The organism is Pseudomonas sp. 8 R 14 (assembly GCF_900005955.1).
In the GTDB taxonomy this organism is placed as follows: Bacteria; Pseudomonadota; Gammaproteobacteria; order Pseudomonadales; family Pseudomonadaceae; genus Aquipseudomonas; species Aquipseudomonas marginalis.
The window spans coordinates 1-26,128 of sequence record NZ_CVTH01000049.1; the positions used below are offsets into that span (position 1 = coordinate 1).

The window sequence follows — 26,128 nt, forward strand, 5'->3', positions numbered from 1 at the left end:
GGGCTTGCCCCGCGCTGGGTTGCGAAGCAGCCCCAAAACCTTCACCTCGATTGATTCTGGCACTCTGCGGTGACCTTATTGGGGCCGCTTCGCAACCCAGCGCGGGCGGTGCGACGATTCGACAAGCCCGCTCACCACAGAGTTATGTGTCAGCCTTTAAGAGTTGTGCAGATACCTATGCCCCGATGAGGGAGTGTCAGTTGGTGGATTTGGTACTGACCCACTGCAATCGGGAGCAAGTCGAATCGTCGCACCGCCCCTCCCACATTTTTGAACGGCGTCAGGCGTTAGCCAGATTCGCCAGTTCGATCCCTGAAACGTAGCGCTCCAGATTCGCCAAAAACGTATCGGCAATCTCGTTGCGGCTATTGGTCGAAATCGCCGACGTATGCGGCGACAACCGCACCCGTGGGTGGCTGTACAACGGGTGCCCATCCGGCAAAGGCTCCGGTTCGGTCACGTCGAGCGATGCCAGGCCGATCTGGCCGTTATCCAGCGCCTCCAGCAATGCCTCCTGATCGAGCAAGCCGCCGCGCGCGATGTTGATCAGGTGCAGTCCCGGCTTGGCGCTGCCCAGCACATCGCGGTTGATGATATGCCGCGTGGCGTCGGTCAGTGGCGCGGCCACCACCAGGTGGTCGGCGCGGGCGAACAGGTCGTGGATGTCTTGGGCGGCCTCTACGCCGATACCGAACGGTGTCTGGCTCTTGCGCAACGCCACCACCTTGATGCCCAGGCCCAGGGCTTTTTGCGCCAGGCTTTTACCAATCGCACCAAAGCCGAGGATGCCCAGGGTGGTGCCCTTGAGTGGGCGCAGGGCGGTGAAATTCCATTGCGAGTCCTTCACCCAGATGTCCGGTAAATGCTTGGCCGCGGCAAAGATCGCCGCCAGGGCGAACTCGGCGAGGTTGTCGGCGGCGCTGCCCCGGGAGGTGGTCACCGGCGGGCCGTTGAACAGCCATTGCGGGTAGAAGTCGATGCCCGATGAGACCAAATGCACCCATTGCGCGCCGTAGGGCCAGCCCGGTGGTGGGGTGTCCGGGGCGGTGTAGCCGCGCACGTTGATCGGGCGCAGCAGCAGGATATTCGCCTGGGGCGGCAGGTCGCTCGGCACGCCCGCCGGCACGCCGATCACCTGGGCTCCGGGGTGGATCGCAGTGAGGCGTGCGCGGATCACCTCGTTGTAGTCTTCGTCCAACTGGCTGGCAATAATCACCTGAGTCATGTGCGTTCCTTCTGGCGTTGGGCGAACACGGCTTTACCGACACCTTGCAGCACCGCATCGTTCTGCGGGGTATGCACGCGACTGCACAGCACATCGCGGTAGTGGCGTTGCAGCGGGCTATGGCGTGACAGACCGGGGTTGCCGGAGGCCTCGATGGCCAGCTCCACCGCGCGGATGGCGTTGTGGGTGACCAGGTACTTCAACTGCGCGGCGTTGGCGGCCGGGGTGTGGCCGTCGGCGGCGGCGTCGAGCAGGCTGCGGTTGGCGAACAGCAGGGTGTCGATATGGCCGACGGTTTCCTGGAAACGCGGCAATGTCGACAACGCCGCACCGAGATTGGATGGCTGGCGCTCTTCCAGCCAGTTCACCAGCCAGTCCCGCGCAGCCTGGGCCACGGCGTCATACACCGAGGACAGCAGCACCGACATCCACAGGAAACCCTCGGCATCCAGTTCCGGTTGCGGCGCGCTCCAGGGGCTGACGCTGACGGCGTGGTCCAGTGGCACCAGCACATTGTCGAGCAGCACTTCATGGCTGCAGGTGGCGCGCATGCCGAGGTGGTCCCAGGTGTCGATGATGCTCACGCCGGGGCTGTCCTTGGGCACCAGCCAGGCGCCCACCAGCGGGTCGGCGTCATCGCTGCGCGCCCATACGCTGAACCAGCTCAGGCCATGGCTGCCGGTGGAGTAGATCTTGCGCCCGCTGATGCGCCAACCCTCAGCGGTGCGCACGGCGGTGGTCGCCGGCAGCCCGCCACGGGCCGGGGTGCCGAGGTCGGGTTCGACGCGCAGGGCGTTGATCAATGCGCCGTTGCGCACCGCGTCCTCGGCCACTTGTGTACGCAGATGGGGCGGCCAGGTCTTGCTGTCTTGCAGGCGGGTATGTTGCAGGTATTGCATCACCAGGATCAGTGCGGTGGACGGTTCGCCCTTGGCAATTGCACTGATCGCCTTGCGCGCCTGCGGCAGGCTGGCACCGCCGCCACCGAGGGCTTTGGGCACGGTGAGGGCGACCAGGCCGTGGTCATGCAGCCGCTGGAAGTTGGCATGGGGGAAGGCGCCGCTCTCGTCATACAGGTGCGCGGTGCCGGCCAGTTCGGTGCTGAGGCGTTCGAGCAGGGCGTCGAAGTTGGCGACTTCCACGGAGCGTAGAGACGGTTGGGTCATAAGAGTGTACTCGGTCAAAAATGTGGGAGAGAGCTTGCCCCTCCCACAGGGGACGGTGGGCTTAGATGGCGATGCGTACAGGCTGTTGGCCCAACAAGCGCTCCACCACCCGCACCACCGGCTCGGCTTCGGTACGCACCAGCCAGTCCGGGCTGACGTCCACGAACGCCACCGTGCCGTCCTGGGCAATCACCACCACGGTCGGTTGTGGCAACTCCCAGGTCCCCGTACCGGTGGTTTCACCGATGTGATTGCCCTTGGCCAAGGCTGCATTGCGCGAGGCTTCGTCGAAGCTGTAGAGGATGCCCAGGCGGCGCCCGAGGTGGTTGTCCGGGTCGCTGGCCACCAGCAATTGCAGGGCGTGGCGGCTCTTGATCTCAACCAGGCGTTCTGGCACTTGCGGGCTCACCGCGACCAGAGGCACGCCCAGTTCGCGCAGGCGTGGGTAGAGTTGGCGTTCGTAATAGGGCAGGGCGATATTGCACGCCGGGCAGCCGGCGAAACGGAAGAAGATCAGCACCGCCGGGCCGTCGGCCAGCAGTCGTTCGCGGGTCAGTTCGCCGCCTTCCACATTGAGCAGGGTGAAGGGGTCCAGTTCATCGCCGAGCTGCACGTAGTCGTCTACCCGTGCTTCATTCACCAGGCGCTGGCGCTGGTCGATATTGACCTGCAACGCCGCCGGCGCCCAGGTCGCTACACGCTCGGCGTGCAGCGCCGCCAACTGACGGTTGAGGGATTCGCTCATGCCAGCGCCTCCTGTTGCGTTTCGACCTCGGCGGTGACGCTGTAACGGTTGGCCGGTACGGCCAGGCCAAGGTTGTCGCGCAGGGTGTGGCCGGTGTATTCGCTACGGAACAGGCCACGCTGTTGCAGCACCGGCACCACCAGTTCGGTGAAATACTGCAAGCCGTCCGGCAGCACCGAGTTGATGATGAAACCATCGCTGGCACCGCGTTCGAACCAGGTCTGGATCGCGTCGGCGACTTGCTCCGGGGTGCCGACAAAATCACGCTTGGGCCGCGAGAAGCGCAGCGCCACTTCGCGCAGGGTCAGGCCTTCGTCCCTGGCCAGTTGCTTGATGCGGTCGGAGCCGCCTTTCTGGCTGTTGGCGCCCAGGTCGCCGAGTTCCGGGAACGGCGCGTCCAGCGGGTACTGGCTGAAGTCGTGGTCGTTGAACGGGCGGCCGAGGGCGACGATGGCGTCTTCCACGGTGACCAGCTCCACGGCCTGCTGGTAGCGGCTTTCCACTTCGGCCTCGTCGCGGCCGACAATCGGGCGGATGCCCGGCAGGATCGACAGGCTGTCGGCGTCACGGCCAAAGCCTTTGGCGCGCCGTTTGAGGTCCTGGGTATACGCCAGGCCTTCTTCGATGCTCTCCACATGCACAAAGATGGCGTCCGAGTTCTGCGCCGCAAAGTTACGCCCGTCTTCGGACGTGCCCGCCTGGAAAATCACCGGTTGGCCCTGGCGCGAGCGCGCAATGTTCAGCGGGCCTTTGACCGAGAAAAACTCGCCTTTGTGGTTCAGCGCATGCAGCTTGCCCGGGGTGAAGAATTCGCCGCTTTGCTTGTTGTAGGCAAAGGCGTCGTCTTCCCAGGAGTCCCACAGGCCCTTGACCGTGTTCAGGTGTTCCTTGGCGATGCGGTAGCGCACGGCGTGGGGTGGGTGTTCGGCTTTACCGAAGTTGTCGGCGGTGCCGCTGAGCCACGAGGTCACCACGTTCCAGCCGGCGCGACCGCCGCTGATATGGTCCAGGGACGCGAACTGGCGCGCCACCTGGTAGGGCTCGGTGTAGCTGACGGTCACGGTGGCCACCAGGCCGATATGGCTGGTGAGTGCGGCCAGGGCCGAGAGGATGGTCAGCGGCTCGAAGCGGTTGAGGTAATGCGGGCTGGACTTGGCATGGATGTGCAGGCTGTCGGCGATGAACACGAAGTCGAACTTGGCCGCTTCGGCGAGTTCGGTCTGCTGTTTGTAAAAGCCGAAATTCGTACTGGCATTCGGTTGCGCCTGCGGATGGCGCCATTCGCCCCAGCCGTGTCCGACACCGTGGACCATGGCGCCCAATTTCAAATGGCGGGGTTTCAATTGATGTGGCGTGCTCATGTTCTGCTCCTTCAGCGTGATGCTTGGTTGTTGGGGACGCGCTTGGCGTTAAAGCTCGTGTCAAAGCCCTGGGACACGTCGATGTGCCGGGGCAGCAGGCCTTCTTGCTGGTAGGTGTCGGCGGTGGCCTGCAGGCCACTGATCACGCTGTCGTCAATCAGCACCGGGCTCAGGCGGGTTTCCTTGGCCACGGCCACATGCACGGCCAGCGGCAGCCCGGTGATTTTGGCCTGGGCGGCGGCGTACTCGTCGGGGTGGGTATTGGCCCAGGCGTAGGCGCGGTCGACGCGGGCGACAAAGTCGTCCAGCTGCGTGCGCTTGTCGGCGATGGCCTGGCGGGTGGCGGCGAGGTACAGGTGATTGCTCAACAGCGTGTTGCCGCTGGCCAGGATCCGCGCCTGGCTTTGGGACGTGACGACGGTGGTGTAGGGGTCCCAGGTCGACCAGGCGTCGACAGTGCCGTTATCCAGCACCAGGCGCGACTCGCTGGGCAGCAGGAAAATGAACTGCACATCCTTTGTGGTCAGGCCGGCCGTGGCCAGCGCCTTGATCGCCAGGTAATGGCCGATGGACCCACGCCCGGTGACGATTTTCTTGCCCTTGAGGTCGGCCACCGTCTTGATCGGCGAATCCTTGGGCACCAGCAGGGCGGTGGTGTTACGCCCTTCGGCGTGGATGATGCTGACCACCTTTAGCGAGGCGCCGGCGCCAAGGGCAAACACGTAGGGCGCGTCGCCCAGGGCACCAATGTCCACGGCTCCGGCATTCAAGGCTTCGCCCAGGGGCGAGGCGGACGGGAATTCCGACCACTGGATTTCATAGGGCACGTTTTTCGTTTCGCCGGAGACTTCCAGCAGCGTCTTGATCGTCGATTTCTGATTGGCCACCCGCAGCGGTTGCAGGTCGGCGGCGTGGGCGCTGGTGGCGAGGCCAAGGGCCAGGGCGGTGCCCAGGAGCAGGCGTTTGAACGGAGTGGAAAAGACCATGGGATGCAGGCTCCAGGCAGATCGAAAAAGGGTTCGGCTACCTCCGCCTGGAGAAGGGGTCGGTGAGGAGTTCACGTTATGCCCATAAAAACCTGCTGTGAAAGTCTTTTTGGTTATATGTTAATTATTAAAACTATTAAGATAGTTTGTCATCTAATATGCATTTTATGTATTTTTAAGCTGTGTAATTGCGGCTGGGGTGCCTGGGTGTGCAAGGGGGGGCGGCGCCAATCGCTCTCAGCGCAGGTTTGCATAGTGCGAAGTTGTCTAGGCCACTGTCATTCTTCACAGGTGTCCAGGCGTTGCGCCGGGCAGAAAATGGCAGTACGCAGCCAAGTCAGCTGCGAATAAACGATGGGGGTATTTTTACTCTCTCAGCGAACCAGTGAGGATTCGTCATGTTCAAATTATTGGCAACCACATGCGTCATGTTCAGCCTGCTGCTTGGCGCCCAGTTCAGCGCGGCCTCGCAAATGGAGGCGGGTGTCCACGCCATGCAGTCTCAGTTGAGCGGTAGCTCGGAGACGGTTTCTTGCACCGACACAGAAGAAAAAAAGTAACGCAGTACCCCCGCCCCATGCATGGGGCAGCGCCTGTTCCCGCAATGGGGGCAGGCGTGCCTGGGGTCAAATGACGTAAAACCCATGGGTCCCATCGCGGGCCAGTTGCTCCACCAGACCGAATTCCCAGTCCAGGTAGGCCTGCATGGCTTCCCTGGGGTTGTCGGTGCCTTCGTACGGCCGGCGGTAGCGGTCGATGCGCGGCGATGCCAGGTGGGTTTCGCCTTCTTCCAGTGGCAGTTGCGCGTTGATCCAGGCGGCGGTGCCGTCTTGCAGCAGGAACACTTGCTTGCCGGTGATCGCTTCGACTTCAGCCACCGCCAGGCGCGCCAGTTGGCTGCTGCCGCAGGTCAGCACATAACGCTGGGCGGCGGGCACCTTGGCCAGGGCCTGGGGCAGTTGTGCGCGCAATACCCACCAGGCACCGGGGATATGGCGCTTCACGTAGTTGGCGCTGGCGGTGAAATCCAGCACCACGGTGTCGCCATGCTCGAGCCATTCGGCGAGGGTGTGCGGGCTGATCAGTTCCGCCTGGGGGGGCGCGGGGACTGGAGCGACCCAGGCGCCTTTTTCGCTGAAGTGCGCCGCTTGCAGGTCATCCAGCACATGCACGTCCCAGCCCAGTTGGGCCAGCCACGACGCAGACATGTTCGCCCGCACGCCATCGTCATCCGCCAGCACCAGGCGCGCACCGCGCACGCTGGCGACATGGTCGGTTTCCTGCACCAGTTGGCCGCCGGGGGTGGAGCGCGCGCCGGGCAAGTGGCCGGCTTCGAATTCTTCCGGGGTGCGCACATCGAAAAGGTAGGTGGTGCGTGCAGCGTCTTGCTGCCAGCGTTGCAGGTCGGCCAGGGTGGCGCGACCGACGCGGGCCTTGTCGGCGACGCGGCGTGCATCGACGGCGGCGATCTGGCGATGCTCTTCCGAGGTTGGCGCAAAGCGCCGCGACTGGCCGTGGGCGAGCTTCTGCCCGGCCAGGGTCCAGCCGATGGTGCCATTGCGCAGCGCAGACACCGGGTTGGCCACGCCGGCGTTGATCAGCGACTGGGTGCCGATAATGCTGCGGGTACGCCCGGCGCAGTTGACGATGATGCGGGTGGCCGGGTCGGGCGCCAGTTCCCGCGCACGCAACACCAGCTCGGCACCGGGCACGCTGATGCCGGTGGGGATGCTCATGGTCTGGTATTCGTCGAAACGGCGGGCGTCGAGCACCACCACATCGGCCTGGCTGTCGAGCAGCGCCTGCACTTCTTCGGCGGCGAGGGACGGCGTGTGGCGCTCGCTCTCCACCAGTTCGCCAAAGGCCTTGCTCGGCACGTTCACATCGATAAACAGCTCGCCACCGGCCCGGCGCCAACCGTCGAGGCCACCTTCCAACAGGCTGACCTGGGTGTAGCCCAGCGCAACCAGGCGTTCGGCGGCACGGGCAGCCAGGCCTTCACCGTTGTCGTAGACGGTGACCTGGGTATCGCGGCGTGGAATGCGCGAATACACCTCCAGTTCCAGCTTGGACAGCGGGATATTCGCCGCGAACAGCGGGTGGGATTCGGCAAACGGCGCTTCTTCGCGCACGTCCACCAGGGCGACTTCTTCACGGTCCAACAGGGCCTGGCGAATCCGGGCAAAGCTACGGGTCGGTACGGTGGTCATAGGGCAGGGCTCTTTTCTTTGGACAAATCCCAGATATTCGGGAGGAAGGCGTTGGAATAACCGGAGATAAACAGTTTCTCGCTGCCGTCGGGCTGGTACACCGCACGGCGCACCGCGCCGATATTGGCGCCGTACACATGAATGCTGATCGACACCTGATCGCTGTGGGCATTGCTCACCTGATGGATGTCGCCGACCTTGGGCGACACCGCCTCGACCTGGCCCGGCACCAGTTGAATCGGTTGGCCTTCGGCGACCAGGCTGCCGTCGGGCGCGCGTTCGAAGCCTTGGGAGAACTCTGCGCCGCGCAGCATGCCGATCAGCCCCCACACCCGATGGTCGTGGATCGGCGTGCTTTGCCCCGGCCCCCAGACAAAGCTGACGATGCTGAAACGCTGGCGCGAATCGGCATGCAGCAAGAACTGCTGGTAGCGCTCGGGATCGGGTTGGGCAAATTCATCGGGGAGCCAGTCGTCATGGCTGACCAGTTGCGCCAGCAGCTTGCCGCCACGGTGCAACAGGTCGCCTTCGCGTGGATTGCCGTCGATCAATTCCGCCAGGGCGCCTATGAAGGCTCTGAGTCTCTCGGGGTGTCGGGCCTGGGTCATGGCACTTCCATCGTGTGGTCGCAGGGATGGGTTTATCTAAGCATAATGTTTATAGTTAATATGCTATTTTTTAATGATTAGCTTATAGCTGAAGGTAATTTAGAACCGGTCTGAATAGCGTTAGACGTTATCGATTGCAGCACGGGCTATTCACGCCACGTTCCTGCAACTATGCTTCACACACATCTTAATGACTGTTCTCTATGTGCGGCCCAAATGAAAATTGACGATATCGATGCCTTTGTCGAAGTGATTCGTTGCCAGTCCATCAGCCATGCCGCCGAGTCGTTGCAATTGACCCAGCCGGCCATTACCCGCCGCGTGCAGAACTTCGAGCAGGCGCTGGGCGTGGAGCTGTTCGACCGCAACACCAAACCCCTCAAGCCGACGTTGATCGGCACCCGCGTCTATGAGCAGTGCCGGTTGATCCTGCGCGAGATGGATGCCCTGCGCGAGCTGGTGGCCACCGACGCACCGCCCACCGGCCTGTTGCGCCTGGGTGTGCCGCAGACCATCGGCGACGTGGTGCTGCTGGACGCGCTCAAGCACCTGCGCAGCGAATACCCCGACTTGCGTGCCCAGGTGGCCACCGGCTGGGGCAGCCAGTTGGTGGGCAAGATCGAACGCGGCGAACTGGACGCGGCGGCGGCGCTGTTCCCGGCAGGCAAGATCTTCCCGGACAACATCGTCGGCGAGTCCATCGGCAAGATGGAACTGGTGGTGGTCTGCGCCAAGGCCCAACTGCCGAAGAAACCCTGCAAGCTGGCCGATGTGTACCAGAACGGCTGGGTCCTCAACCCGGACGGCTGCGGCTTCCGTGCCGGGTTGCAGCGCACCTTGTCCGATCAGGGCCTGGCCCTGCGGGTCAACCTGGAGACCTTCGGCACCGAACTGCAACTGGGCCTGGTGGCCGACGGCCTGGGCTTGGGCCTGGTGCCACGGCCATTGCTGGAACGCAGTGCGCACCGCGAGCAACTGGCGGTGATGCCGCTCAAGGATTTCAAGCCGGTGATGGATTTGTGGCTGATCTATCCGCACTTCCTGGGTAACCTGCAGGGGCCGGTGGATGCGTTTGGCAAGCGGGTGGCGGCGTCGCTGCATAAAGTCCGCGACGCAGCCTGATCCATGTGGGAGGGGGCAAGCCTGCTCCCATTTGCCTTGTGCTGTTGGTGAGGGTTATATGAAAAAAAATAATAATTAGCTTAGATTAAAATGTGCTTTTTATTATTTTTGGCCATCCCCTAGGCTTGCCTGGAAGTCCTTAAGGCCATCCAGGAATTTTTGCCATGAGCAGCGTCACCTCGATCACTAACCTCACCAGCAATGTTCGCCAGCGCGTTACCCCGCAAGAGTGGGAGGTGCGCGTCAAACTGGCCGCCGCTTATCGCCTGGCTGCCTTGTACAAGTGGACCGACCACATCTATACCCATTTCTCCGCCCGTGTACCGGGGCCGGAGGAGCATTTCCTGATCAACGCCTTCGGGTTGTTGTTCGATGAAATCAGTGCGTCCAACCTGGTCAAGGTCGACCTCGACGGCACTATCGTCGATGACCCTACCGGCCTGGGCATCAACTACGCCGGTTATGTGATCCACAGCGCGATCCACGGCGCACGCCATGACCTGCAGGCGGTGCTGCACACCCACACCCGCGACGGCATCGCGGTGTCGGCGCAGAAGGACGGCCTGCTGCCGATCTCCCAGCACTCCATTGGTTTTTCCGGGCGTGTGGCGTACCACGGGTATGAAGGCGTGGCCCTCGACCTGGGCGAACGCGAGCGGCTGGTGGCGGACCTGGGCGACAAGAGCGTGATGATCCTGCGCAACCATGGCTTGTTGACCGCCGGTGTCAGCGTTGAACATGCGTTTGTGCAGCTGCAACAGTTGGAGCGCGCGTGCAATATCCAGGTGGCGGCGCAGGCGGCGGGGAATGCGGAGTTGATCTTCCCGCCGGCCGAAGTGGTGGAGAAAGTCGAACAACAGGCCAAGGTGTTTGCCAGTGGCGAAGGACCGGGGGTGGCGCGGCATTGGAATGCGCTGATTCGGCAGTTGGAGCGCAACGATACCGACTACAAGAACTGATCCTGAGCATAGTGAAGATCAAAATGTGGGAGGGGGCTTGCCCCGATAGCCATCAGTATCTACACAACTTCAGTAGGATGACGCGTAGCAGCTGTCGAGCCTTGGCGAGGCTGCGTTTGCGGCGCGTCTGACACACCGCCGACGCAGCCTCGCCAAGGCTCGACAGCTGCTACGCACGGGGCTCGGCTCAAGATGTGTAGATACCCATGCCCCGATGGCGGTGGATCAGTCAATTTATCTTTGACTGACACTCTGCCATCGGGGGCAAGCCTCTCCCACATGGGTTCTGTGTTGTTTGGTCAGGCGACTTTCTGCTCGCGTTCAGCAATCAGCTGCCGGGTGAGGGGGATCAACCGCTTGCCATAGTCGATCGCATCATTGAGCGGATCAAACCCACGGATCAGGAAGGTGGTGATACCGAGGTCGTAATAATCGACCAATGCCTCTGCCACCTGTTCGGCGGTCCCCACCAACGAGGTGGAGTTGCCCTGCGCCCCCAGCAACCCCGCAATCCCCGTCCACAGGCGCTTGTCCAGCCGCGAGCCCTGCGCCGCCGCCGCCAGCAACCGGCGCGAGCCTTCATTCGGCGGTTCACGCCGCACAAAGCCATTCTTCTCTGCCAACTCGGTGGCCTGTTGCAGGATGCTGTCGGCACGCGCCCACGCCAGTTCTTCGGTCTCGGCGAGGATCGGTCGCAGCGACAGGCTGAAGCGAATCGTACGCCCATGCCTGGCCGCTTCGGCGCGCACCTGGGTCACGATCTCGCGTACCTGCTCATAGGTTTCGCCCCACAGCGCGTACACATCGGCATGCTTGCCCGCCACTTCAATCGCGGCCTTGGAAGAGCCGCCAAAATACAGCGGGATATGCGGCTGCTGCGGCGACTTCACCGCGGAGTGCGCGCCTTCGACCTGGTAGTAGGTGCCGGCAAAGTCGAAGGGCTGATCGCTGGTCCATTCCTGGCGGACCACGCTCAGGTATTCATCGGTGCGCGCATAGCGTTCGTCCTTGCCGATATGGCTGCCATCGGCGCGCAGTTCGCGGTCGTCGCCGCCGGTGATGATATGCACGGCGGTGCGCCCGCCATTGAACACATCAAGGGTGGCGAACTGGCGGGCGGCCAGGGTGGGTTGGGCGAAGCCCGGACGGTGGGCGATCAGGAACTGCAGTTTTTTCGTCACGCTGGCGGCATGGGCGGCGATCAGCGTGCTGTCCGGGCTGTTGGAATGGAACGCCACCAGCGCGCGGTCGAAACCGGCGTCTTCGTGGGCGCGGGCCACGGTTTCCACGTAGTCCGGTTGCAGGGCAGGGCCGCTGCGTGGGTGGATCTCGGAAGCGTGGTGACCGCCGATATAGCCGATGAATTCAATGCTCATGGTCTGTCCTTGTCGAGTAGGGAGTGAGTACCTCCGCCGGGCAGGGGGTCGGTCATGCTCGTCCACGGTAGGGGCCGCGACAGCCTGTGTAAAATGCCGTTTGGTTCTAACCTAATTATTAAAATACAGAATCATATCTGTATGTAGTAATCAGTAAATTGCATTTTGCAGGTGTTGCTGACGCTAGATAACGTTGTGTTTTTTTTGGGCCTGAGGTCTGATGAGCGCCGAAAACGGCACCTCGAAGGTTAAGCAGTGATGCGGGCAGAACTTGCGCAATATGGCGGCATTACCGTCATGATTCCGGCCGCACTGATGATTGCTGTCTGGTTAAGGTATTCCACGCCGTGGGCATTGCGGGCCTGGATAATAACGCTGGGTATTACTTATTCGATCGTGGCGGCCAGCAAGTTGCTGTTTAAAGGTTGGGGCTTATCCTTCCAGCACTTGGATATTGCTGTAATAAGTGGCCATGCCATGAACACCTGTTTGATGGTCACGGTGGCAACGAGTTTGCTGGCCCGCCAGTTCAACCTGGCCTGGCGCTGGCCGGCGGCGTTGGTGGGGTTAGTGATAAGTATCGGGTTCAGTGCTTATTGTGTCGCGCCTTATATACATCCGCTGAATGAAGCCCTGGCCGGTGCCGCACTGGGTGCGACAGCGGCCAGTGTGTTCCTGTGGCGTATTGATGCCGCGCCCATCAAGGTATCCCCCGTGTTCATCGGCGGCGGGCTGGTGTTTTTGCTGGTCTGTGGGCTGGTGCCCAAGTACAACGCGGAGTGGCTGCTCAACCGCGTCGCAGTGACCCTCTCAGGTGCCGACCAGGCCCATCAGGAGCCTGCCTGGCGCCTGGAAACCGCGCACAGGAAGGCCGAGTAGGTCGCCAGGTCCAGCGCCAGGTTGCTTTCCACCATCAGCGCCAGCAGGGTGGTCTGCGCGTTGAACCGTTGCGCATTGCCACGGCGCCGCGCGCGTTTCATCTGCTGGAACAGCGCATGGGTGATCTGCTGGGGGGAGCTGCCGCGCAACAGGTCCAGCCAATGGCCGATGGCCCGGGTGTTGCGCTGGTACTGCGCGCCCTGCACCGGTTCGGCAAACCCCTCGAACATCCCCGTCAGCCTGCGCAACGCATAGCCGCGTCTCAAGCCCGCCCACAGGCTCATGGCCGCTCCTCGGTGCCGCAGATATTGGCCAGCAGTTCGGCCGTCTTGACCTGCATGAACTGGCTGTCGCCGCGACTTTCCACGCACAGGCACACCGACAACGGGTCACTGACCTGCAACTTGAAGCGCCAGTCGGCGAACACCATGGAAAACCCGGCGCCGGACGCGTCGCTGTCCAGTGAGTTATCCGCATACAGCACCTGCAGGCGTTCGACGACATGGGTTGAATCATGCACTTCCACATGAATATTTCCCGAAGAAGGAAATAGGCCAATACGCTCTACCAATAACTTTGACGTGTTCATGGCCGTCCCCTGTCTGGTGCATTCAAATCGCACTTTATTATGGGGCGGTGCAAAAATACCGGAATGTTAGTTTTAGTCGGTCAATACCGGGATTGTTATTTTTTGTCTTGCGCGATAGATGGTCTCGGTTTGTAGGCTGTGGTCATAATTACTCGGTCGTTAGTTGCAGCTCATTAAATAAGGTCGTCCCTTTTGCCGAAGAATAAGTGTGCGGTGCGTGGGAGGTTGCCTTGTTCAAAAAGATATTGATTGTGTGCATCGGCAACATCTGCCGCAGCCCCACGGCGGAACACTTGCTGGGTGCTGCGCTTGCACCTTCCGGGATCCAGGTGAGTTCGGCGGGCCTGGCGGCCTTGCGTGACCATCCGCTGGAGCCCCTGGCCGGGCAGGTGCTGGCGGAGCACGGGCATGTGCCCCAGGTGCACAGGGCCCGGCAACTCGACGCCGGCGCCGTGAGTGAGGCCGACCTGATCCTGGTGATGGAACAACGGCACATCGACGGCGTGCTCGACCTCGCCCCCGAGGCGCGGGGCAAGGTGTTCCTGTTGGGCAAGTGGCAGCACGATCGCGAGATCACCGACCCCTATCGCCAGGGCAAGCCCGCCTTTGTGCAGGCCTATGCCTTGATCGAACAGGCCGCACAGGCCTGGGCCCAGCGCCTGGCGCGCTGACGCTCCCTCTTTAAACGATTGCAAGGACGAAGACGCGATTTATGTATTCACCCCAGAACGCTTCCCCTGAAAGCCCTCACCGTGACGAGATCGATGTGCTCGGCATGCTCGGCAACCTGATCGATCACAAATGGCTGATCGCCGGGATCACCGGCACCTGCATGCTGATCGGTGCCGCCTACGCCATTCTGTCGGCGCCGGTGTTCCAGGCGAATGCGTTGATCCAGGTGGAGCCGAAGAAGAACGACATGCTCGGTTTCTCCGACGTCAGCAGCCTGCTGGGCAAGGAATCGCCGGCGGTGACCGAGATCGAGCTGATCAAGTCGCGCACCATCATTGGCAAGACCGTCGATACCCTGGCGTTGGACATCACTGTCACGCCGCAGCATTTTCCGTTGATCGGTGGCTTCCTCGCGCGGCGTTATGCGCCTGAACACAAGGGCGATGTTGCGCCGCCGCTGTTCGGTTTCAATCGCTACTCGGCGGGAGGCGAGGCCCTGGTGCTGAGCCGCTTGACCCTGCCGACGGCGTTGCTCGGGACCACCCTGGTACTGGTGGCCGGCGAGGCCCAGGCCTACACGTTATTTGATGAGGACGGCGTCGAGATCGCCGCAGGAAGCGTCGGCGTGCCGTTTGCCGCCGAGGGCGTCGAGGTGCTGGTCAAGGAGCTGCGGGCCAATCCGGGCGCGCATTTCAAGATCGTGCGCAAGCCGCGCCTGGACGCGGTGGCCGACTATCAGGACCTGCTGACGGTCATTGAGCGCGGCAAGGAGTCGGGCATTATCAGCCTGTCCCTGGAGAGCACGCGTCCGGGCCTGGCGGTGCGTACGCTGAATGAAATTTCCAACCTGTATGTGAAGCAGAACGTCGACCGTACCTCGGCCGAGGCGGCACAGAGCCTGTCGTTCCTCAATGACCAGTTGCCCCAGGTGCGGCGCGACCTGGAGAAGGCTGAGAACGCCTTGAACCGCTTCCAGACCCGCAGCAAATCCATCGACATCAGCCTCGAAGCCAAGGCGGTGCTCGACCAGGTGGTGGCCCTGGATACCGGCATCTCCGAACTCAAGCTGCAACAGGCTGAGATGGACCGTAAGTTCACCCCCCAGCACCCGGCTTATCGTGCCTTGATCGCCAAGTTGGCGGAACTCAACGCCAAGCAGGCGCAGATGACCAAGCGCGTCGAAGGCTTGCCCACGACCCAGCAGGAATTACTCAGCCTGACTCGCGACGTGCAAGTGGGCACCGAGATCTACACCCAGTTGCTCAACCGCTCCCAAGAGCTTGATGTGATGCGCGCCGGCACCGTGGGCAACGTGCGCCTGATCGACAGCGCCGATGTCAACCTGGCCAAGCCTGTGGCGCCGCGCAAGGTCATCGTGGTGCTGCTGGCGATGCTGCTCGGCGGCATGCTCTCGGTAGGCATCGTGCTGGTACGCAGCCTGCTCAACCGTGGCTTGGAAAGCCCGGATGAGATCGAGAAACTCGGCCTGCCGGTGTACGCCTCGATCCCCTTCAGCCTGTTGCAAAAGGCCGAGGAAACCAACGCGGCCAAGGGACGTTCCGGCGCGCCGTCGCTGCTGGCGGTCAATCACCCCCATGACCTGGTGATGGAAGCCATGCGCAGCCTGCGCACCAGCCTGCACTTCGCCATGCTCGAGGCCAGGAACAACCGCCTGATGATCACCGGCCCGAGCCCCGAGGTGGGCAAGACGTTTGTCTCGGCCAACCTGGCGGCGATTGTCGCGCAGTCGGGCCAGCGCGTGCTGCTGATCGATGCCGACATGCGCAAGGGCTACTTGCACAAGATGCTCGGCAAGGCGGTGGAGGCGGGGTTGTCCGACCTGCTCGCCAAGCGCTGTGATCTGCAGGAAGCGATTCACCCGACCGCCGTGGAGCGCTTCGATTTCATCGGCCGTGGGCAGATCCCGCCCAACCCGTCTGAACTGCTGATGCACCCCAACTTCGCCGCGTTGCTGGCCGAAGTCAGCGAGCGCTATGACCTGGTGATCATCGACACGCCGCCATTGCTGGCGGTGACCGACGCCGCGATTGTCGGGCGCCAGGCCGGCACCAGCCTGATGGTCACCCGTTTTGGCGTGAACTCGGCGAAGGAGATCGAGTTGACCCTGCGCCGCTTCCATCAGAACGGCATCGAGCTCAAGGGTGCGATCTTCAATGGTGTGGAAAAACGCCGGTCCGCCAGCTACGGCTATGGCGACTACGGCTACTACAGCTACGCCTATCAGTCCGACAAGGCCTGATGACCATGAGCAAAGTGCTTGAAATGCCGCGCTCGTTGTCGCGACGGTTTCGCCTCAACGTGCTGAGCTACGGCTACACCCAACTGGTGACGCTGGCGGCGCAACTGGTGCTGGTGCCGTTCTTCCTGCACGCCTGGGGCACCGGGCGCTATGCCGATTGGCTGGTGCTCACCGGCATTCCGTCGATGCTCAGCCTGCTGGACCTGGGGGTGGCCCAGGCGTCGGCCACCAGCGCCACGCTGCGTGCGAGCCAGGGCGATGTGCCGGGGGCGCGACGCAGTGTGCAGACCGCGCTGGCCTTTACCCTGGCGGTGGTGGCGCTGGTGCTGGTATTCGCCCTGACATTGGGCCAGTGGCTCGACTGGGTGTCACTGCTCGGGCTCAAGACCTTGACCGCCGAGCAAGCCGGCCTGGTGGTGTTGTTCATGTCCGGCTACCTGTGCACGCGCTTGCTGGGTGGGCCGATCGACGCCTGGTTTCGCACCATCGACAGAACCGTCGGCGGCGTCTTCATCATGGCCAACCGCAGGACCCTGGACATTGTGCTGTCCATCGTCGTACTGCTGCTGGGTGGCTCCGAACTGCAATTGGCCCAGGGCATGTTTTTCAGCCAGGTGCTGTTCCTGGTGCTGGTGACCCTGTTTGTGCGGCGGATTTCACCCTGGCCGCTGCTGGGGCTGGCGTCGGCGTCCTGGGCCGAGTTCCGTGGTATCTGGAAACCGGCGCTGGGCAGCGCGGCGATCCCGCTGGCGCAGGCGATCACCCTGCAAGGCGGCCTGCAAGTGCTCAACCAGATCGCCGGCCCGGCGGTGGTGGTGGGTTACACCATGGCGCGCACCCTGATGCGCCTGATCATCCAGTTGGGCATCACCTGCAGCAACGCCCTGACCCCGGAGATCTCACGGCTGGCCGGGCGCGGCGAGTTCGAACAGGCACGACGCTTTACCCAGCGCGCCAGCTCCCTGGTACTGGGCCTGTGCCTGCTGGTGTATGTCGCCGGGATCTGGGCCGGGCCGCAGGTCATCCTGCTGTGGAGCCATGGCCTGGTGCAGGTCGATCGCCTGTCATTGGCGCTGATCGGCTCCCATACGATTTTGAATGTGGCCTGGTTCATCCTCGCGGCGATGCTGATTTCCACCAATCGCCACACCCTCACCTCAGTGATCTATGCCGTAAGCAGCGTGATGGCCTTGCTGCTGTGGCTGGCATGCAAGGAGCGCATCGATCCGCTGCTGGGCGCGTCGCTGTTGCTGTCGCTGCCGGAACTGGTGGTGTTGGTGTACCTGCGGGTGATTCGCGTGGGGGAGGTCGGCCCATGATGCTGTCCCAGGCGCGCCTGACCCTCTACCTGCCGCTGACGTTCTTCGCCTTGCCCCTGGCGCTGAGCAACAACCTCTCGCAACCCTTGGCGCTGCTGCTGTTGCTGCCGTTCGTGGTGTACGCGGCGCGTGGCTTTACCCGCGCGCTGCCATTGCTGGCGCTGGTGGTCGCGTCCAGTGTGTTGCAGGTATTGGTTAGCAGTGGGGCGAAGATCTCGCTGTACCAGTTCCTGCGTTCCGGCATTCCGTTTTTCTATTTTGTGCTGCTGCTGGCCGGGTACAGCTATGTGTTGGCCAATGTGGAAAAAATCGCGCTGGCCCATAGCGTCAACTACCGGCGCATCCTCGAACGCATCATCTACATCTTCGCCCTTGGCCAGTTGCTGCAGGTCAGCCTGTATGGCGTGGGCATCGACCTGACCAACGCCGCGTCCAAGTCCAGCGACGAAGTCGGGCGGATCATGTTGTTTCCCACCAGCTCGGCGGTGCTGCTGTTTTTCTATGCCTGTTGCCAGCGCAGGGTCGGCTTGATGCTGATCCTCGCGGTCACGTTGCTGGCGGCCGGGTCCAAGACCATCCTCGCGGCGATGGCGGTGATGATCCTGTTGTCGGCGATTACCCAGCGCAAGCTCAAGTCGTTGGCGGTGCTGGTGGTGGCCATCGGCGCGCTGGGCACGCTGACGTTCTATGCCAGCCCCTTGGCGGTGTCGCGCTTTGCCACTTACCTGTTCGAGGAGAAGGGCGAGGACGTAACCCGTGCGTTCGAGATCGCCCATGCCAAGGAATCGTTTCTCGACAACCCCGCCACGGTGTTCCTGGGTAATGGCCTGGCCAAGCAATTGACCCCCGGCGTGCCCACCAATGACGAGCGCTGGTTCGAGAACTCCAAGTTCGATATCGAGAACGGCTACTGGGGCGTCATCGCCAAGCTGGGAGTGGTCGGCGTGGCGCTGTTTTGCCTGCTGTTCAGCGGTTTGCCGCGCAGCCCGGTATCCCTGGCCGTGGTGGCGATCCTGCTGATTTTCTCGTTCAAGACCAGCTACCAGTTCTTCACCACCTTCGATGGCAGCTACCTGCTGGTGTGGTCGATGTTCATCGGCCTGCTCAACAAGGCTGCGCCTGCACGCCAGGCGGTTTACCCCAATTACTTACTGAAACAGGCTGGATCATGAGCGCACCTGCTAGCCCCATCAGGGCCGGGATACTGACGTACCACTTCAGCGAAAACTTCGGCGCGGTGCTGCAAGCCTATGCCTTGCAGCGCTGGTTGCAGCAACAGGGCTTGCAGGTAAGCCTGATCAACTACCACCCGGCCTACGTGGAGGATGGCAGCGAGATCCGCCAGCTGTTCAACCCGCGCCAGCTCAAGGCCAACCTCAAGGCCCTGTACCTCAAGGCCCTGGCGTTGAAAACCCGGGTGCTGGGGCCGAATGCCCAGTCGCGCCAGTTCCACGCGTTCAAGACGCGCTTCCTGAATATCCAGGCGCCGCGCTACGCCCACGCCCACCAGCTCAACCAGGCGGTGGCGGGCCAGCAGTTGCTGGTGGCCGGCAGTGACCAGATCTGGAACCCCTCGGGCCAGACCGGCCTCGACCCGGCGTACTTCCTGGCCTTCGACTGCGACCAGACGATCCGGCGCATCTCCTACGCCGCGAGTTTCGGCAAGGAATACCTGGAGCCGCAGTACCACGCCGAAGCCGAGGGCTTGCTCAAGCAACTGTCGGCGATCAGCGTGCGCGAGGAGAGCGGGGTGAGCATCGTGCACCAGGTCTCGGGGCTGGCTGCCCACTGCGTGCCGGACCCGACGCTGTTGCACCGCGACTATTCGGCGCTGCTCGCCACGTCCACCCAGACCCGCACCGGCCACGTGTTCTGCTATGCGCTGCGCACCGGCGTGGGCGTGCGCGAAGTGGCCCAGGCGCTGTCGCGTCAGGTGGCCGGGCCGATTGTCTCGCCGTATAACGCGCACCGGCGCTGGCGGCAGATCGGCGAGACCGTGCAGATGGGCCCGCAGGATTGGCTCAAGTTGCTCAAGGAGAGCGCCTACGTGGTGACCAACTCCTTCCACGCCACGGTGTTCGCGATCATTTTCGAGAAGCCGTTTATCGCCGTGGGGTTACCGGGCAACAAGGCCTCGCTGAACGCCCGTGTGCGCAACCTGCTGGAGAAGCTGGAGCTGTCGCAACGCTTCCTGCCGGCAGACGATGCCGACCAGGTGCACGCCTTGATCGCGGCGCCCATCGACTGGGTGGCGGTGCGGGCCCGGCGCCAGGCCCTGCAACAGGTGGGCGAGCGCTACCTGTTGGAACAACTCGCGGCGATCCGGCCATGAGCGACTTCGCGCAACTCAAGTACGTCGACACCCTGCCGCGCAGCAACAAGGCGCGCCGGCTGTTGTGGGGCATGGTCTATCAGTTGCTGTTTCGTCCTACGCCGCGCTGGATGCTGCACAACTGGCGGCGTTGGTTGCTGCGCTGCTTTGGCGCCAAGGTCGGCGTGGGCTGCCGCATCGCGCCCACGTGCAGCATCTGGGCGCCGTGGAACCTGGAGATCGGCGACTACACCGCCATCGGCGATGGGGTCGATGTGTACGCCATGGCCAAAATCACGCTGGGCTCCAAAGTCACCATCAGCCAGCGCAGCTTCCTGTGCACCGGCAGCCACGACACCCGCAGCCTGCTGCGGCCCTTGGTGACTCGCGAGATCGTGATCAAGGACCACGTGTGGGTCGCCGCCGAGGCCTTTATCCACCCCGGTTGTGTGTTGGAGGAGGGCTGCGTGGTCGGCGCGCGCTCGGTGGTCACGGCCAGCCAGCCGGCCTGGATGATTTGCGTCGGTGCGCCGTGCCGCCCCCTCAAAACGAGAGACATCGCACTATGAAACAGGTGAAACCCATGATGGATAAGGCATGGAAGTTGATGTATTTCGTCAGCGAGTTCTTTCGCGACATGCTCACGTTTATTCGCCACAACGGTTACTCGCCGTTGGAAAGCCGCAACAAGAAGCTGTTCTACAAAATCCTCATCGAAACCCACACCGTGGAAAAGGGCCTGTCCCTCAAGGAACCCAAGCCGCTGTTCGGCAAGGACAAGATCAACGGCATCATCCATATGCTCAACGAATACGACCGCACGTATTCGGCGCTGCCGGTGGAGATGGCCCTCGGCGCGTTCCAGGGTTACCTCGAGCTGCACCGCACCCTCGGCATCAGCGACGACTTCGTGTTTTACCTGGATGCTTATGTGGAGCACCTCAAGCGCGACGGCACCGCCGGCAGCGGTGGTATCAAGCGTGCAGCGCCGTGGCTGGGCAATGGCGGGCTGGATGCCAAGGCGTTCCTGCAATCGCGCTCCAGTTGCCGCATGTTCCAGGCCGGCAAGATCGACAGTGGCCTGCTGACGTCCCTGGTGGAGCTGGCGCAGTCGTCACCCTCGCAATGCAACCGGCAGTCGTCGCGGGTGCATGTGTATCAGGACCGCGCGGTGATCGCGCAGCTGCTGGAGCTGCAAGGCGGCTCGCGCGGGTTTGCGCAGTCGGTGGACAACCTGTTTGTGGTCACGTCCGAAGTCACCGCCTGGGGCGGCGCGGGGCAGCGCAACCAGCTTTACGTCGACGGTGCGTTGTTTTCCATGGGCCTGCTGCTGGCCTGCCACGCCAATGGCCTGGGCGCGTGCCCGCTGAACCTGGCGATCCTCAATTCGGTGGAAAAGAAGATCCGTGGCATCGGCGCCATCCCGGCCAGCGAGCGGTTGATCATGATGATCGCCGTGGGGCTGCCCCTGGAAAGCCACTTCCGGGCCGCGCGTTCACCGCGCCGGCTCACCACCGAAGTCCTGCAGATGCACGGTGGCTGATATGAAGCGCGAAACCGTCAGTGTGATCATCCTCACCTACAACGAAAGCCTGCATATCGCCCGGGCCATCGAGTCGGTACGGGCCTTCAGCGACGAAGTGCTGGTGGTCGATTCGTTTTCCACCGACGACACCTGCGACATCGCCCGGCGCCATGGCGCGCTGGTGGTGCAGCACGCCTTCATCAACCAGGCCAAGCAGTTCCAGTGGGCGCTGGATCACCTGCCGATTACCGGCAACTGGACGATGCGCCTGGACGCCGACGAAATCATCGAGGCCGACCTTGCCGCCGCGATCAATACCCGGCTGCCGGCCCTGGCCCGCGACATCACCGGCATCAACTTCAAGCGCAAGCATATCTTCATGGGGCGCTGGGTGCGCCATGGCGGCCGCTACCCGTTGAAGATGCTGCGGCTGTGGCGCACCGGCCAGGGGCGCATGGAGGACCGTTGGATGGACGAGCACATCTCGGTCGCCGAGGGCCGCACCATCACCCTCGACGGCGGTTTTGCCGACCATAACCTGCATGACTTGACCTTCTTCACCCACAAGCACAACCAGTACGCCACCCGCGAAGCGATTGAAGTGCTTAACGCGCGGCTGGGGCTGTTTGCGATACGCGATGAACTGCATGCCGGGCAGAGTTCGTTCCAGGCCAAGGCCAAGCGCCTGGTCAAGAACCGCGTGTACAACCGCGTGCCGTTCACCCTCAGTTCCACCGCGTATTTCCTGTGGCGCTACATCATCCAGCTGGGGTTTCTCGATGGCCGCAGCGGCCTGGTCTATCACCTGCTCCAGGGCTATTGGTACCGCTTTCTGGTGGGCGCCAAAGTGCTCGAACTGGAAACCGCGATTGCGCACTTAAACGATAAGGAAGCCATTGTCCGGGAACTCTCAAAGTTGACCGGCCATAACTTGAACCTGCCCACACCGAAGTAACTGAGCGTTTTTAACAAACACCCAAGTTTGGGTGTCGGCCTTCGCTCGCCTATCAATTGGGAGACAGACATGAATAAAGTCGCGCTTATTACCGGGATCACCGGTCAGGATGGCTCGTACCTGGCCGAGCTGCTGCTGGAAAAAGGCTATACCGTGCACGGCCTCAAGCGCCGTTCTTCGTCGTTCAATACCCAGCGTATCGATCATATTTACCAGGACCCGCAGGCCCTGCGTAAAAACCTGGTCCTGCACTATGGCGACCTGGCGGATTCATCGAACCTGACGCGTATCATCCAGCAGATCCAACCCGATGAAATCTACAACCTCGGCGCCCAATCCCATGTGGCGGTGAGCTTCGATTCGCCGGAATACACCGCCGATGTGGATGCCCTCGGTACCTTGCGCATCCTCGAGGCGATCCGCCTGCTGGGCCTGGAAAAGAAGACCCGCTTCTACCAGGCCTCGACCTCCGAGCTGTACGGGCTGGTGCAGGAAACCCCGCAGAAGGAAACCACGCCGTTCTACCCGCGCTCGCCCTATGCGGTGGCCAAGCTGTACGCCTACTGGATCACCGTGAACTTCCGCGAAGCCTATGGGCTGTATGCGTGCAACGGCATCCTGTTCAACCACGAGTCGCCGCGTCGCGGTGAAACCTTCGTGACCCGCAAGATCACCCGCGCCCTGAGCAACATCGCCCTGGGCCTGGAACAGTGCCTGTACATGGGCAACATGGATGCACTGCGCGACTGGGGCCACGCCAAGGACTACGTCCGCATGCAGTGGATGATGCTGCAACAGGAACACCCCGAGGACTTTGTCATCGCCACCGGTGTGCAGTATTCGGTGCGCGACTTTATTCGCTGGTCGGCGGCGGAACTGGGGCTGCATCTGCGCTTTGTCGGCGAGGGCGTGGAAGAGGTGGCGGTGGTCGAGCGGATCGACGGCGACCTGGCGCCGGGCATCCTGGTGGGCGATGTGATTGTGCGCGTCGACCCACGTTACTTCCGCCCGGCCGAAGTCGAGACGCTGTTGGGCGACCCGTCCAAGGCCAAGCGCCTGCTCGGCTGGGTGCCGGAAATCAGCGCCCAGGAAATGTGCGCGGAGATGGTTCGCGAAGACCTCAAGGTCGCCCAGCGCCACGCTTTGTTGCGCCTGCACGGGCATGACGCACCGATTGCCGTGGAGAACTGAGCATGGCACGTGACTTTGATGCGCGAATCTTCGTGGCCGGCCATCGCGGCATGGTCGGCTCGGCCATCGTGCGGCGCCTGTGGGCCTTGGGCTACACACAGTTGCTCACGGCCGGCCGTGACGAGCTCGACCTACTCGACCCGGCGGCGGTGCAGGCGTACTTCGCCAGGCACCGTGTGGACCAGGTGTACCTGGCGGCCGCCAAGGTCGGCGGGATTCACGCCAACGCGACGTACCCGGCCGATTTCATCTACCAGAACCTGATGATCCAGGCCAACGTGATCCACGCCGCCCACAGCCATGGCGTGGAGAAGCTGTTGTTCCTCGGCTCGTCATGCATCTACCCGGTGCATGCCCCGCAACCGATGATCGAAGCGGTGTTGCTCGACGGCGCGCTGGAACCCACCAACGAACCCTACGCGGTGGCCAAGATCGCCGGGATCAAGCTGTGCGAAAGCTACAACCGCCAGCATGGCCGCGATTACCGCAGCGTGATGCCCACCAACCTGTACGGGCCGGGCGACAACTACCACCCGCAGAACAGCCATGTGATCGCCGCCTTGCTGCGGCGCTTCCATGAGGCGACCCAGCGTGGCGATGAGGAAGTGGTGATCTGGGGCAGTGGCAAACCACGGCGCGAGTTCCTGCATGTGGATGACATGGCGGCGGCCAGCGTGCATGTGATGGAGCTCAGCCAGGAACGCTACCGCGAGCAGACCCAGCCGATGCGTTCGCATTTGAACGTCGGTACCGGGGTGGATTGCACCATCGCCGAACTGGCCCAGGCGCTGGTGCGGGTCACCGGCTTCAAGGGGCAGTTGCGCTTCGACGCCAGCAAGCCCGACGGCGCACCGCGCAAGCTGCTGGATGTGAGCCGGATCAACGCCCTCGGCTGGGAAGCCTATGTGCCGCTGGAAGAGGGGCTGCGCGACGCCTACAACGCCTATCTCGCGGCCCTCGAACAGCCTCGGGGCCACTGATGAAGATCCTCCTGTACGGCATCAACTACAGCCCGGAGCTCACCGGCATCGGCAAGTACAGCGGTGAACAGGCGCGCTGGCTGGCAGGCCAGGGCCATGAGGTGCGAGTGGTGACGGCGCCGCCGTATTACCCGCAGTGGCAGGTGGGCGAGGGCTATTCGCCGTGGCGCTTTCGCACCGAGCAGGACGACGGCGTGACGGTGATTCGCTGCCCGCTGTATGTGCCACGCCAGCCCACGGCGTTGACGCGCCTGCTGCACCTGATGAGCTTTTCCGCCAGTTCGTTTTTGGCGGTCATGGGGCAGTGGCGCTGGAAACCGGACCTGGTGATCCTGGTGGTGCCCACGCTGTTTTGTGCGCCCCAGGCACTGTTGTTGGCCAAGCTCAGTGGCGCGCGCTCGGTGCTGCATATCCAGGATTACGAAGTGGACGCGATGTTCGGCCTCGGCATCGGTGGCGGCTCCCTTGTGCGGCGCCTGGCGTTTGGGCTTGAACGCTGGCTGTTGCGGCGTTTTGACCGGGTCTCGACGATTTCCAGCGGCATGCTCGACAAGGCCCGGGGCAAAGGCGTGAACGGCAAGCGCCTGCTGTTCTTTCCCAATTGGTCGGAAACCGCCCGCTTTCGCCAGGTGCCCCGCAGCCCCGGGCTGCTGCAGCGCCTGGGTGTGGCGCCAGGCCAAAGGGTGTTGTTGTACGCCGGCAATATCGGCGAGAAGCAGGGCCTGGAACTGATCCTTGACGCCGCCCAGGCCTATGCCGATCGCCCGGAGCTGGTGTTCCTGATCGTCGGCCAGGGCACCGGCAAGGCCCGCTTGTTCGAGCGTGTGCAGCGCGATGGCCTGCGCAACGTGCTGTTTGCGCCGTTGCAGCCCTACGAGGATTTGCCGGTGCTGCTGGCCTCGGCCGACGTGCACCTGGTGATCCAGAAGCGCGGGGTGGCGGACGCGGTGCTGCCTTCCAAGTTGACCAATATCCTGGCGGTGGGCGGCCACGCCATCATCACCGCCGACCCCGGCACCACCCTCGGCCGCCTGTGCGAGGAACACCCGGGCATTGCGGTGCTGGCTGAACCGGAGTCCGTCGCCGCGCTGAACATAGGGATCGAGCGGGCACTGGCATTGCCCGCGCGCAATGAGGTGGCGCTGAACTACGCCAAGGAGTTCCTCGACAAGGAACGTATTCTGCAACGCTTTATGGCACAGGTCTGATGGGTATGTGGCTTGATTTACCGACCTTCAATACGGTCGTGGCATCGACGCCGCTGGTGGCGATCGACCTGGTGGTGAGAAACACCCGTGGCGAGGTCCTGCTGGGCCTGCGCGTCAATCGGCCGGCTTATGGTTTCTGGTTCGTGCCCGGCGGGCGTATCCAGAAAAACGAACACCTCGACAACGCCTTCCGGCGCATCACCCGCGACGAACTGGGACACCCGTTCGAGCGCGCCCAGGCGCGGCTGCTGGGGGTGTACGAGCACTTCTACGACGACAGCGTGTTCGCCAACGCCGGGGCCGGGCCGAACACCCATTATGTGGTGCTCGGCTATTGCCTGGACCTGGCGGAAGGCCAGACCCTTCAGCCGCCCACGGAGCAACACCAGCATTACCGCTGGTGGCCCGAGGACGAACTGCGCATCAGCCCGCGGGTGCATGAACACACTCGCGCCTATTTCTGACTCTCTCTCCCGAGGAC

26 protein-coding genes are annotated in these 26,128 nt (G+C 62.9%); 16 read left to right on the plus strand and 10 right to left on the minus strand.

All coding sequences use genetic code 11. The features are described from left to right. Positions 1-280 precede the first annotated feature (280 nt). The 5 genes from BFQ01_RS10025 to BFQ01_RS10045 form a co-directional block, all read right to left on the minus strand. Positions 281-1,225 (minus strand): D-isomer specific 2-hydroxyacid dehydrogenase family protein, encoded by a 945-nt coding sequence (locus tag BFQ01_RS10025; RefSeq protein ID WP_065925145.1) that lies wholly within the window; start codon positions 1,223-1,225, stop codon positions 281-283. Continuing rightward, entirely contained in the window at positions 1,222-2,391 is a 1,170-nt protein-coding gene (locus tag BFQ01_RS10030) for an acyl-CoA dehydrogenase family protein (RefSeq protein WP_065925146.1), read from the minus strand. The genes BFQ01_RS10025 and BFQ01_RS10030 overlap by 4 nt, the downstream gene beginning before the upstream one ends. 61 nt (positions 2,392-2,452) lie before the next feature. Further along, positions 2,453-3,136, minus strand: coding sequence for a peroxiredoxin-like family protein (locus BFQ01_RS10035; RefSeq protein ID WP_065925147.1), 684 nt, complete (start codon positions 3,134-3,136; stop codon positions 2,453-2,455). Further along, entirely contained in the window at positions 3,133-4,497 is a 1,365-nt protein-coding gene (locus BFQ01_RS10040) for an LLM class flavin-dependent oxidoreductase (RefSeq protein ID WP_065925148.1), read from the minus strand. Before BFQ01_RS10040 ends, BFQ01_RS10035 begins: the two co-directional genes overlap by 4 nt. Before the next feature lie 11 nt (positions 4,498-4,508). Continuing rightward, positions 4,509-5,483 carry an ABC transporter substrate-binding protein gene (locus BFQ01_RS10045; protein ID WP_065925149.1) on the minus strand — a complete coding sequence of 325 codons (975 nt, stop codon included), beginning with the start codon at positions 5,481-5,483 and terminating at the stop codon, positions 4,509-4,511. Between the two features lie 398 nt (positions 5,484-5,881). Here BFQ01_RS10045 and BFQ01_RS32555 point away from each other — a divergent pair, with 398 nt between their 5' ends. After that, on the plus strand, positions 5,882-6,043 hold the full coding sequence (locus BFQ01_RS32555; protein ID WP_176718743.1) for a hypothetical protein: 162 nt from the start codon (positions 5,882-5,884) through the stop codon (positions 6,041-6,043). A gap of 66 nt (positions 6,044-6,109) precedes the next feature. Here BFQ01_RS32555 and BFQ01_RS10050 read toward each other — a convergent pair whose 3' ends face one another. Then, entirely contained in the window at positions 6,110-7,693 is a 1,584-nt protein-coding gene (locus BFQ01_RS10050) for a rhodanese-related sulfurtransferase (protein ID WP_065925150.1), read from the minus strand. Beyond that, a complete protein-coding gene (locus BFQ01_RS10055; protein ID WP_065925151.1) occupies positions 7,690-8,301 on the minus strand; it encodes a cysteine dioxygenase family protein in 612 nt (203 codons plus the stop codon). Before BFQ01_RS10055 ends, BFQ01_RS10050 begins: the two co-directional genes overlap by 4 nt. 216 nt (positions 8,302-8,517) lie before the next feature. Here BFQ01_RS10055 and BFQ01_RS10060 point away from each other — a divergent pair, with 216 nt between their 5' ends. Both BFQ01_RS10060 and BFQ01_RS10065 read left to right on the plus strand, forming a co-directional pair. After that, positions 8,518-9,423, plus strand: coding sequence for a LysR family transcriptional regulator (locus BFQ01_RS10060; protein ID WP_027608694.1), 906 nt, complete (start codon positions 8,518-8,520; stop codon positions 9,421-9,423). 164 nt (positions 9,424-9,587) lie between these two features. Then, a complete protein-coding gene (locus BFQ01_RS10065) occupies positions 9,588-10,382 on the plus strand; it encodes a class II aldolase/adducin family protein (protein ID WP_065925152.1) in 795 nt (264 codons plus the stop codon). A 299-nt stretch (positions 10,383-10,681) separates the two neighbouring features. Here BFQ01_RS10065 and BFQ01_RS10070 read toward each other — a convergent pair whose 3' ends face one another. Further along, positions 10,682-11,758, minus strand: coding sequence for an LLM class flavin-dependent oxidoreductase (locus BFQ01_RS10070; protein ID WP_065925153.1), 1,077 nt, complete (start codon positions 11,756-11,758; stop codon positions 10,682-10,684). 255 nt (positions 11,759-12,013) lie between these two features. On the opposite strand from BFQ01_RS10070, the gene BFQ01_RS10075 reads away from it, so the two are divergent. Beyond that, positions 12,014-12,637, plus strand: a complete 624-nt coding sequence (locus BFQ01_RS10075; protein WP_065925154.1) for a hypothetical protein — start codon at positions 12,014-12,016, stop codon at positions 12,635-12,637. On the opposite strand, the gene BFQ01_RS10080 is transcribed toward BFQ01_RS10075, so the two are convergent. Continuing rightward, positions 12,589-12,921 carry a hypothetical protein gene (locus BFQ01_RS10080; protein WP_065925155.1) on the minus strand — a complete coding sequence of 111 codons (333 nt, stop codon included), beginning with the start codon at positions 12,919-12,921 and terminating at the stop codon, positions 12,589-12,591. The two genes, BFQ01_RS10075 and BFQ01_RS10080, sit on opposite strands and share 49 nt — an antisense overlap. After that, positions 12,918-13,226: a phosphomannomutase gene (locus BFQ01_RS32860; protein WP_235865593.1), complete on the minus strand. Its 309-nt coding sequence runs from the start codon at positions 13,224-13,226 to the stop codon at positions 12,918-12,920. The genes BFQ01_RS10080 and BFQ01_RS32860 overlap by 4 nt, the downstream gene beginning before the upstream one ends. A 230-nt stretch (positions 13,227-13,456) precedes the next feature. On the opposite strand from BFQ01_RS32860, the gene BFQ01_RS10090 reads away from it, so the two are divergent. The 12 genes from BFQ01_RS10090 to BFQ01_RS10145 all read left to right on the plus strand — a co-directional run bounded on the left by BFQ01_RS10090 (position 13,457) and on the right by BFQ01_RS10145 (position 26,111). After that, on the plus strand, positions 13,457-13,897 hold the full coding sequence (locus BFQ01_RS10090; protein WP_065925156.1) for a low molecular weight protein-tyrosine-phosphatase: 441 nt from the start codon (positions 13,457-13,459) through the stop codon (positions 13,895-13,897). Positions 13,898-13,938: 41 nt separating this feature from the next. Beyond that, positions 13,939-16,158: a polysaccharide biosynthesis tyrosine autokinase gene (locus tag BFQ01_RS10095; protein WP_065925157.1), complete on the plus strand. Its 2,220-nt coding sequence runs from the start codon at positions 13,939-13,941 to the stop codon at positions 16,156-16,158. A 5-nt stretch (positions 16,159-16,163) separates the two neighbouring features. Beyond that, positions 16,164-17,477: a lipopolysaccharide biosynthesis protein gene (locus BFQ01_RS10100; protein WP_065925158.1), complete on the plus strand. Its 1,314-nt coding sequence runs from the start codon at positions 16,164-16,166 to the stop codon at positions 17,475-17,477. Continuing rightward, on the plus strand, positions 17,474-18,649 hold the full coding sequence (locus BFQ01_RS10105) for an O-antigen ligase family protein (RefSeq protein WP_065925159.1): 1,176 nt from the start codon (positions 17,474-17,476) through the stop codon (positions 18,647-18,649). The genes BFQ01_RS10100 and BFQ01_RS10105 overlap by 4 nt, the downstream gene beginning before the upstream one ends. Then, positions 18,646-19,809: a polysaccharide pyruvyl transferase family protein gene (locus BFQ01_RS10110; protein ID WP_065925160.1), complete on the plus strand. Its 1,164-nt coding sequence runs from the start codon at positions 18,646-18,648 to the stop codon at positions 19,807-19,809. The genes BFQ01_RS10105 and BFQ01_RS10110 overlap by 4 nt, the downstream gene beginning before the upstream one ends. Continuing rightward, the gene (locus BFQ01_RS10115) at positions 19,806-20,357 is read left to right on the plus strand and encodes an acetyltransferase (protein WP_065925161.1); all 552 of its coding nucleotides are present in this window, start codon (positions 19,806-19,808) and stop codon (positions 20,355-20,357) included. Before BFQ01_RS10110 ends, BFQ01_RS10115 begins: the two co-directional genes overlap by 4 nt. Before the next feature lie 14 nt (positions 20,358-20,371). Continuing rightward, the gene (locus tag BFQ01_RS10120) at positions 20,372-21,331 is read left to right on the plus strand and encodes a nitroreductase family protein (RefSeq protein ID WP_159440249.1); all 960 of its coding nucleotides are present in this window, start codon (positions 20,372-20,374) and stop codon (positions 21,329-21,331) included. Position 21,332: 1 nt separating this feature from the next. Beyond that, positions 21,333-22,268 carry a glycosyltransferase family 2 protein gene (locus BFQ01_RS10125; RefSeq protein WP_065925162.1) on the plus strand — a complete coding sequence of 312 codons (936 nt, stop codon included), beginning with the start codon at positions 21,333-21,335 and terminating at the stop codon, positions 22,266-22,268. Positions 22,269-22,337: 69 nt separating this feature from the next. Beyond that, positions 22,338-23,459 (plus strand): GDP-mannose 4,6-dehydratase, encoded by a 1,122-nt coding sequence (gene gmd, locus BFQ01_RS10130; RefSeq protein ID WP_065925163.1) that lies wholly within the window; start codon positions 22,338-22,340, stop codon positions 23,457-23,459. Positions 23,460-23,461: 2 nt separating this feature from the next. Next, complete coding sequence (locus tag BFQ01_RS10135) at positions 23,462-24,439, plus strand: GDP-L-fucose synthase (RefSeq protein ID WP_065925164.1); 978 nt, start codon at positions 23,462-23,464, stop codon at positions 24,437-24,439. After that, positions 24,439-25,647 (plus strand): glycosyltransferase WbuB, encoded by a 1,209-nt coding sequence (locus BFQ01_RS10140; RefSeq protein ID WP_065925165.1) that lies wholly within the window; start codon positions 24,439-24,441, stop codon positions 25,645-25,647. Before BFQ01_RS10135 ends, BFQ01_RS10140 begins: the two co-directional genes overlap by 1 nt. Positions 25,648-25,652: 5 nt before the next feature. Beyond that, positions 25,653-26,111: a GDP-mannose mannosyl hydrolase gene (locus tag BFQ01_RS10145; RefSeq protein WP_065925180.1), complete on the plus strand. Its 459-nt coding sequence runs from the start codon at positions 25,653-25,655 to the stop codon at positions 26,109-26,111. Positions 26,112-26,128 lie beyond the last annotated feature (17 nt).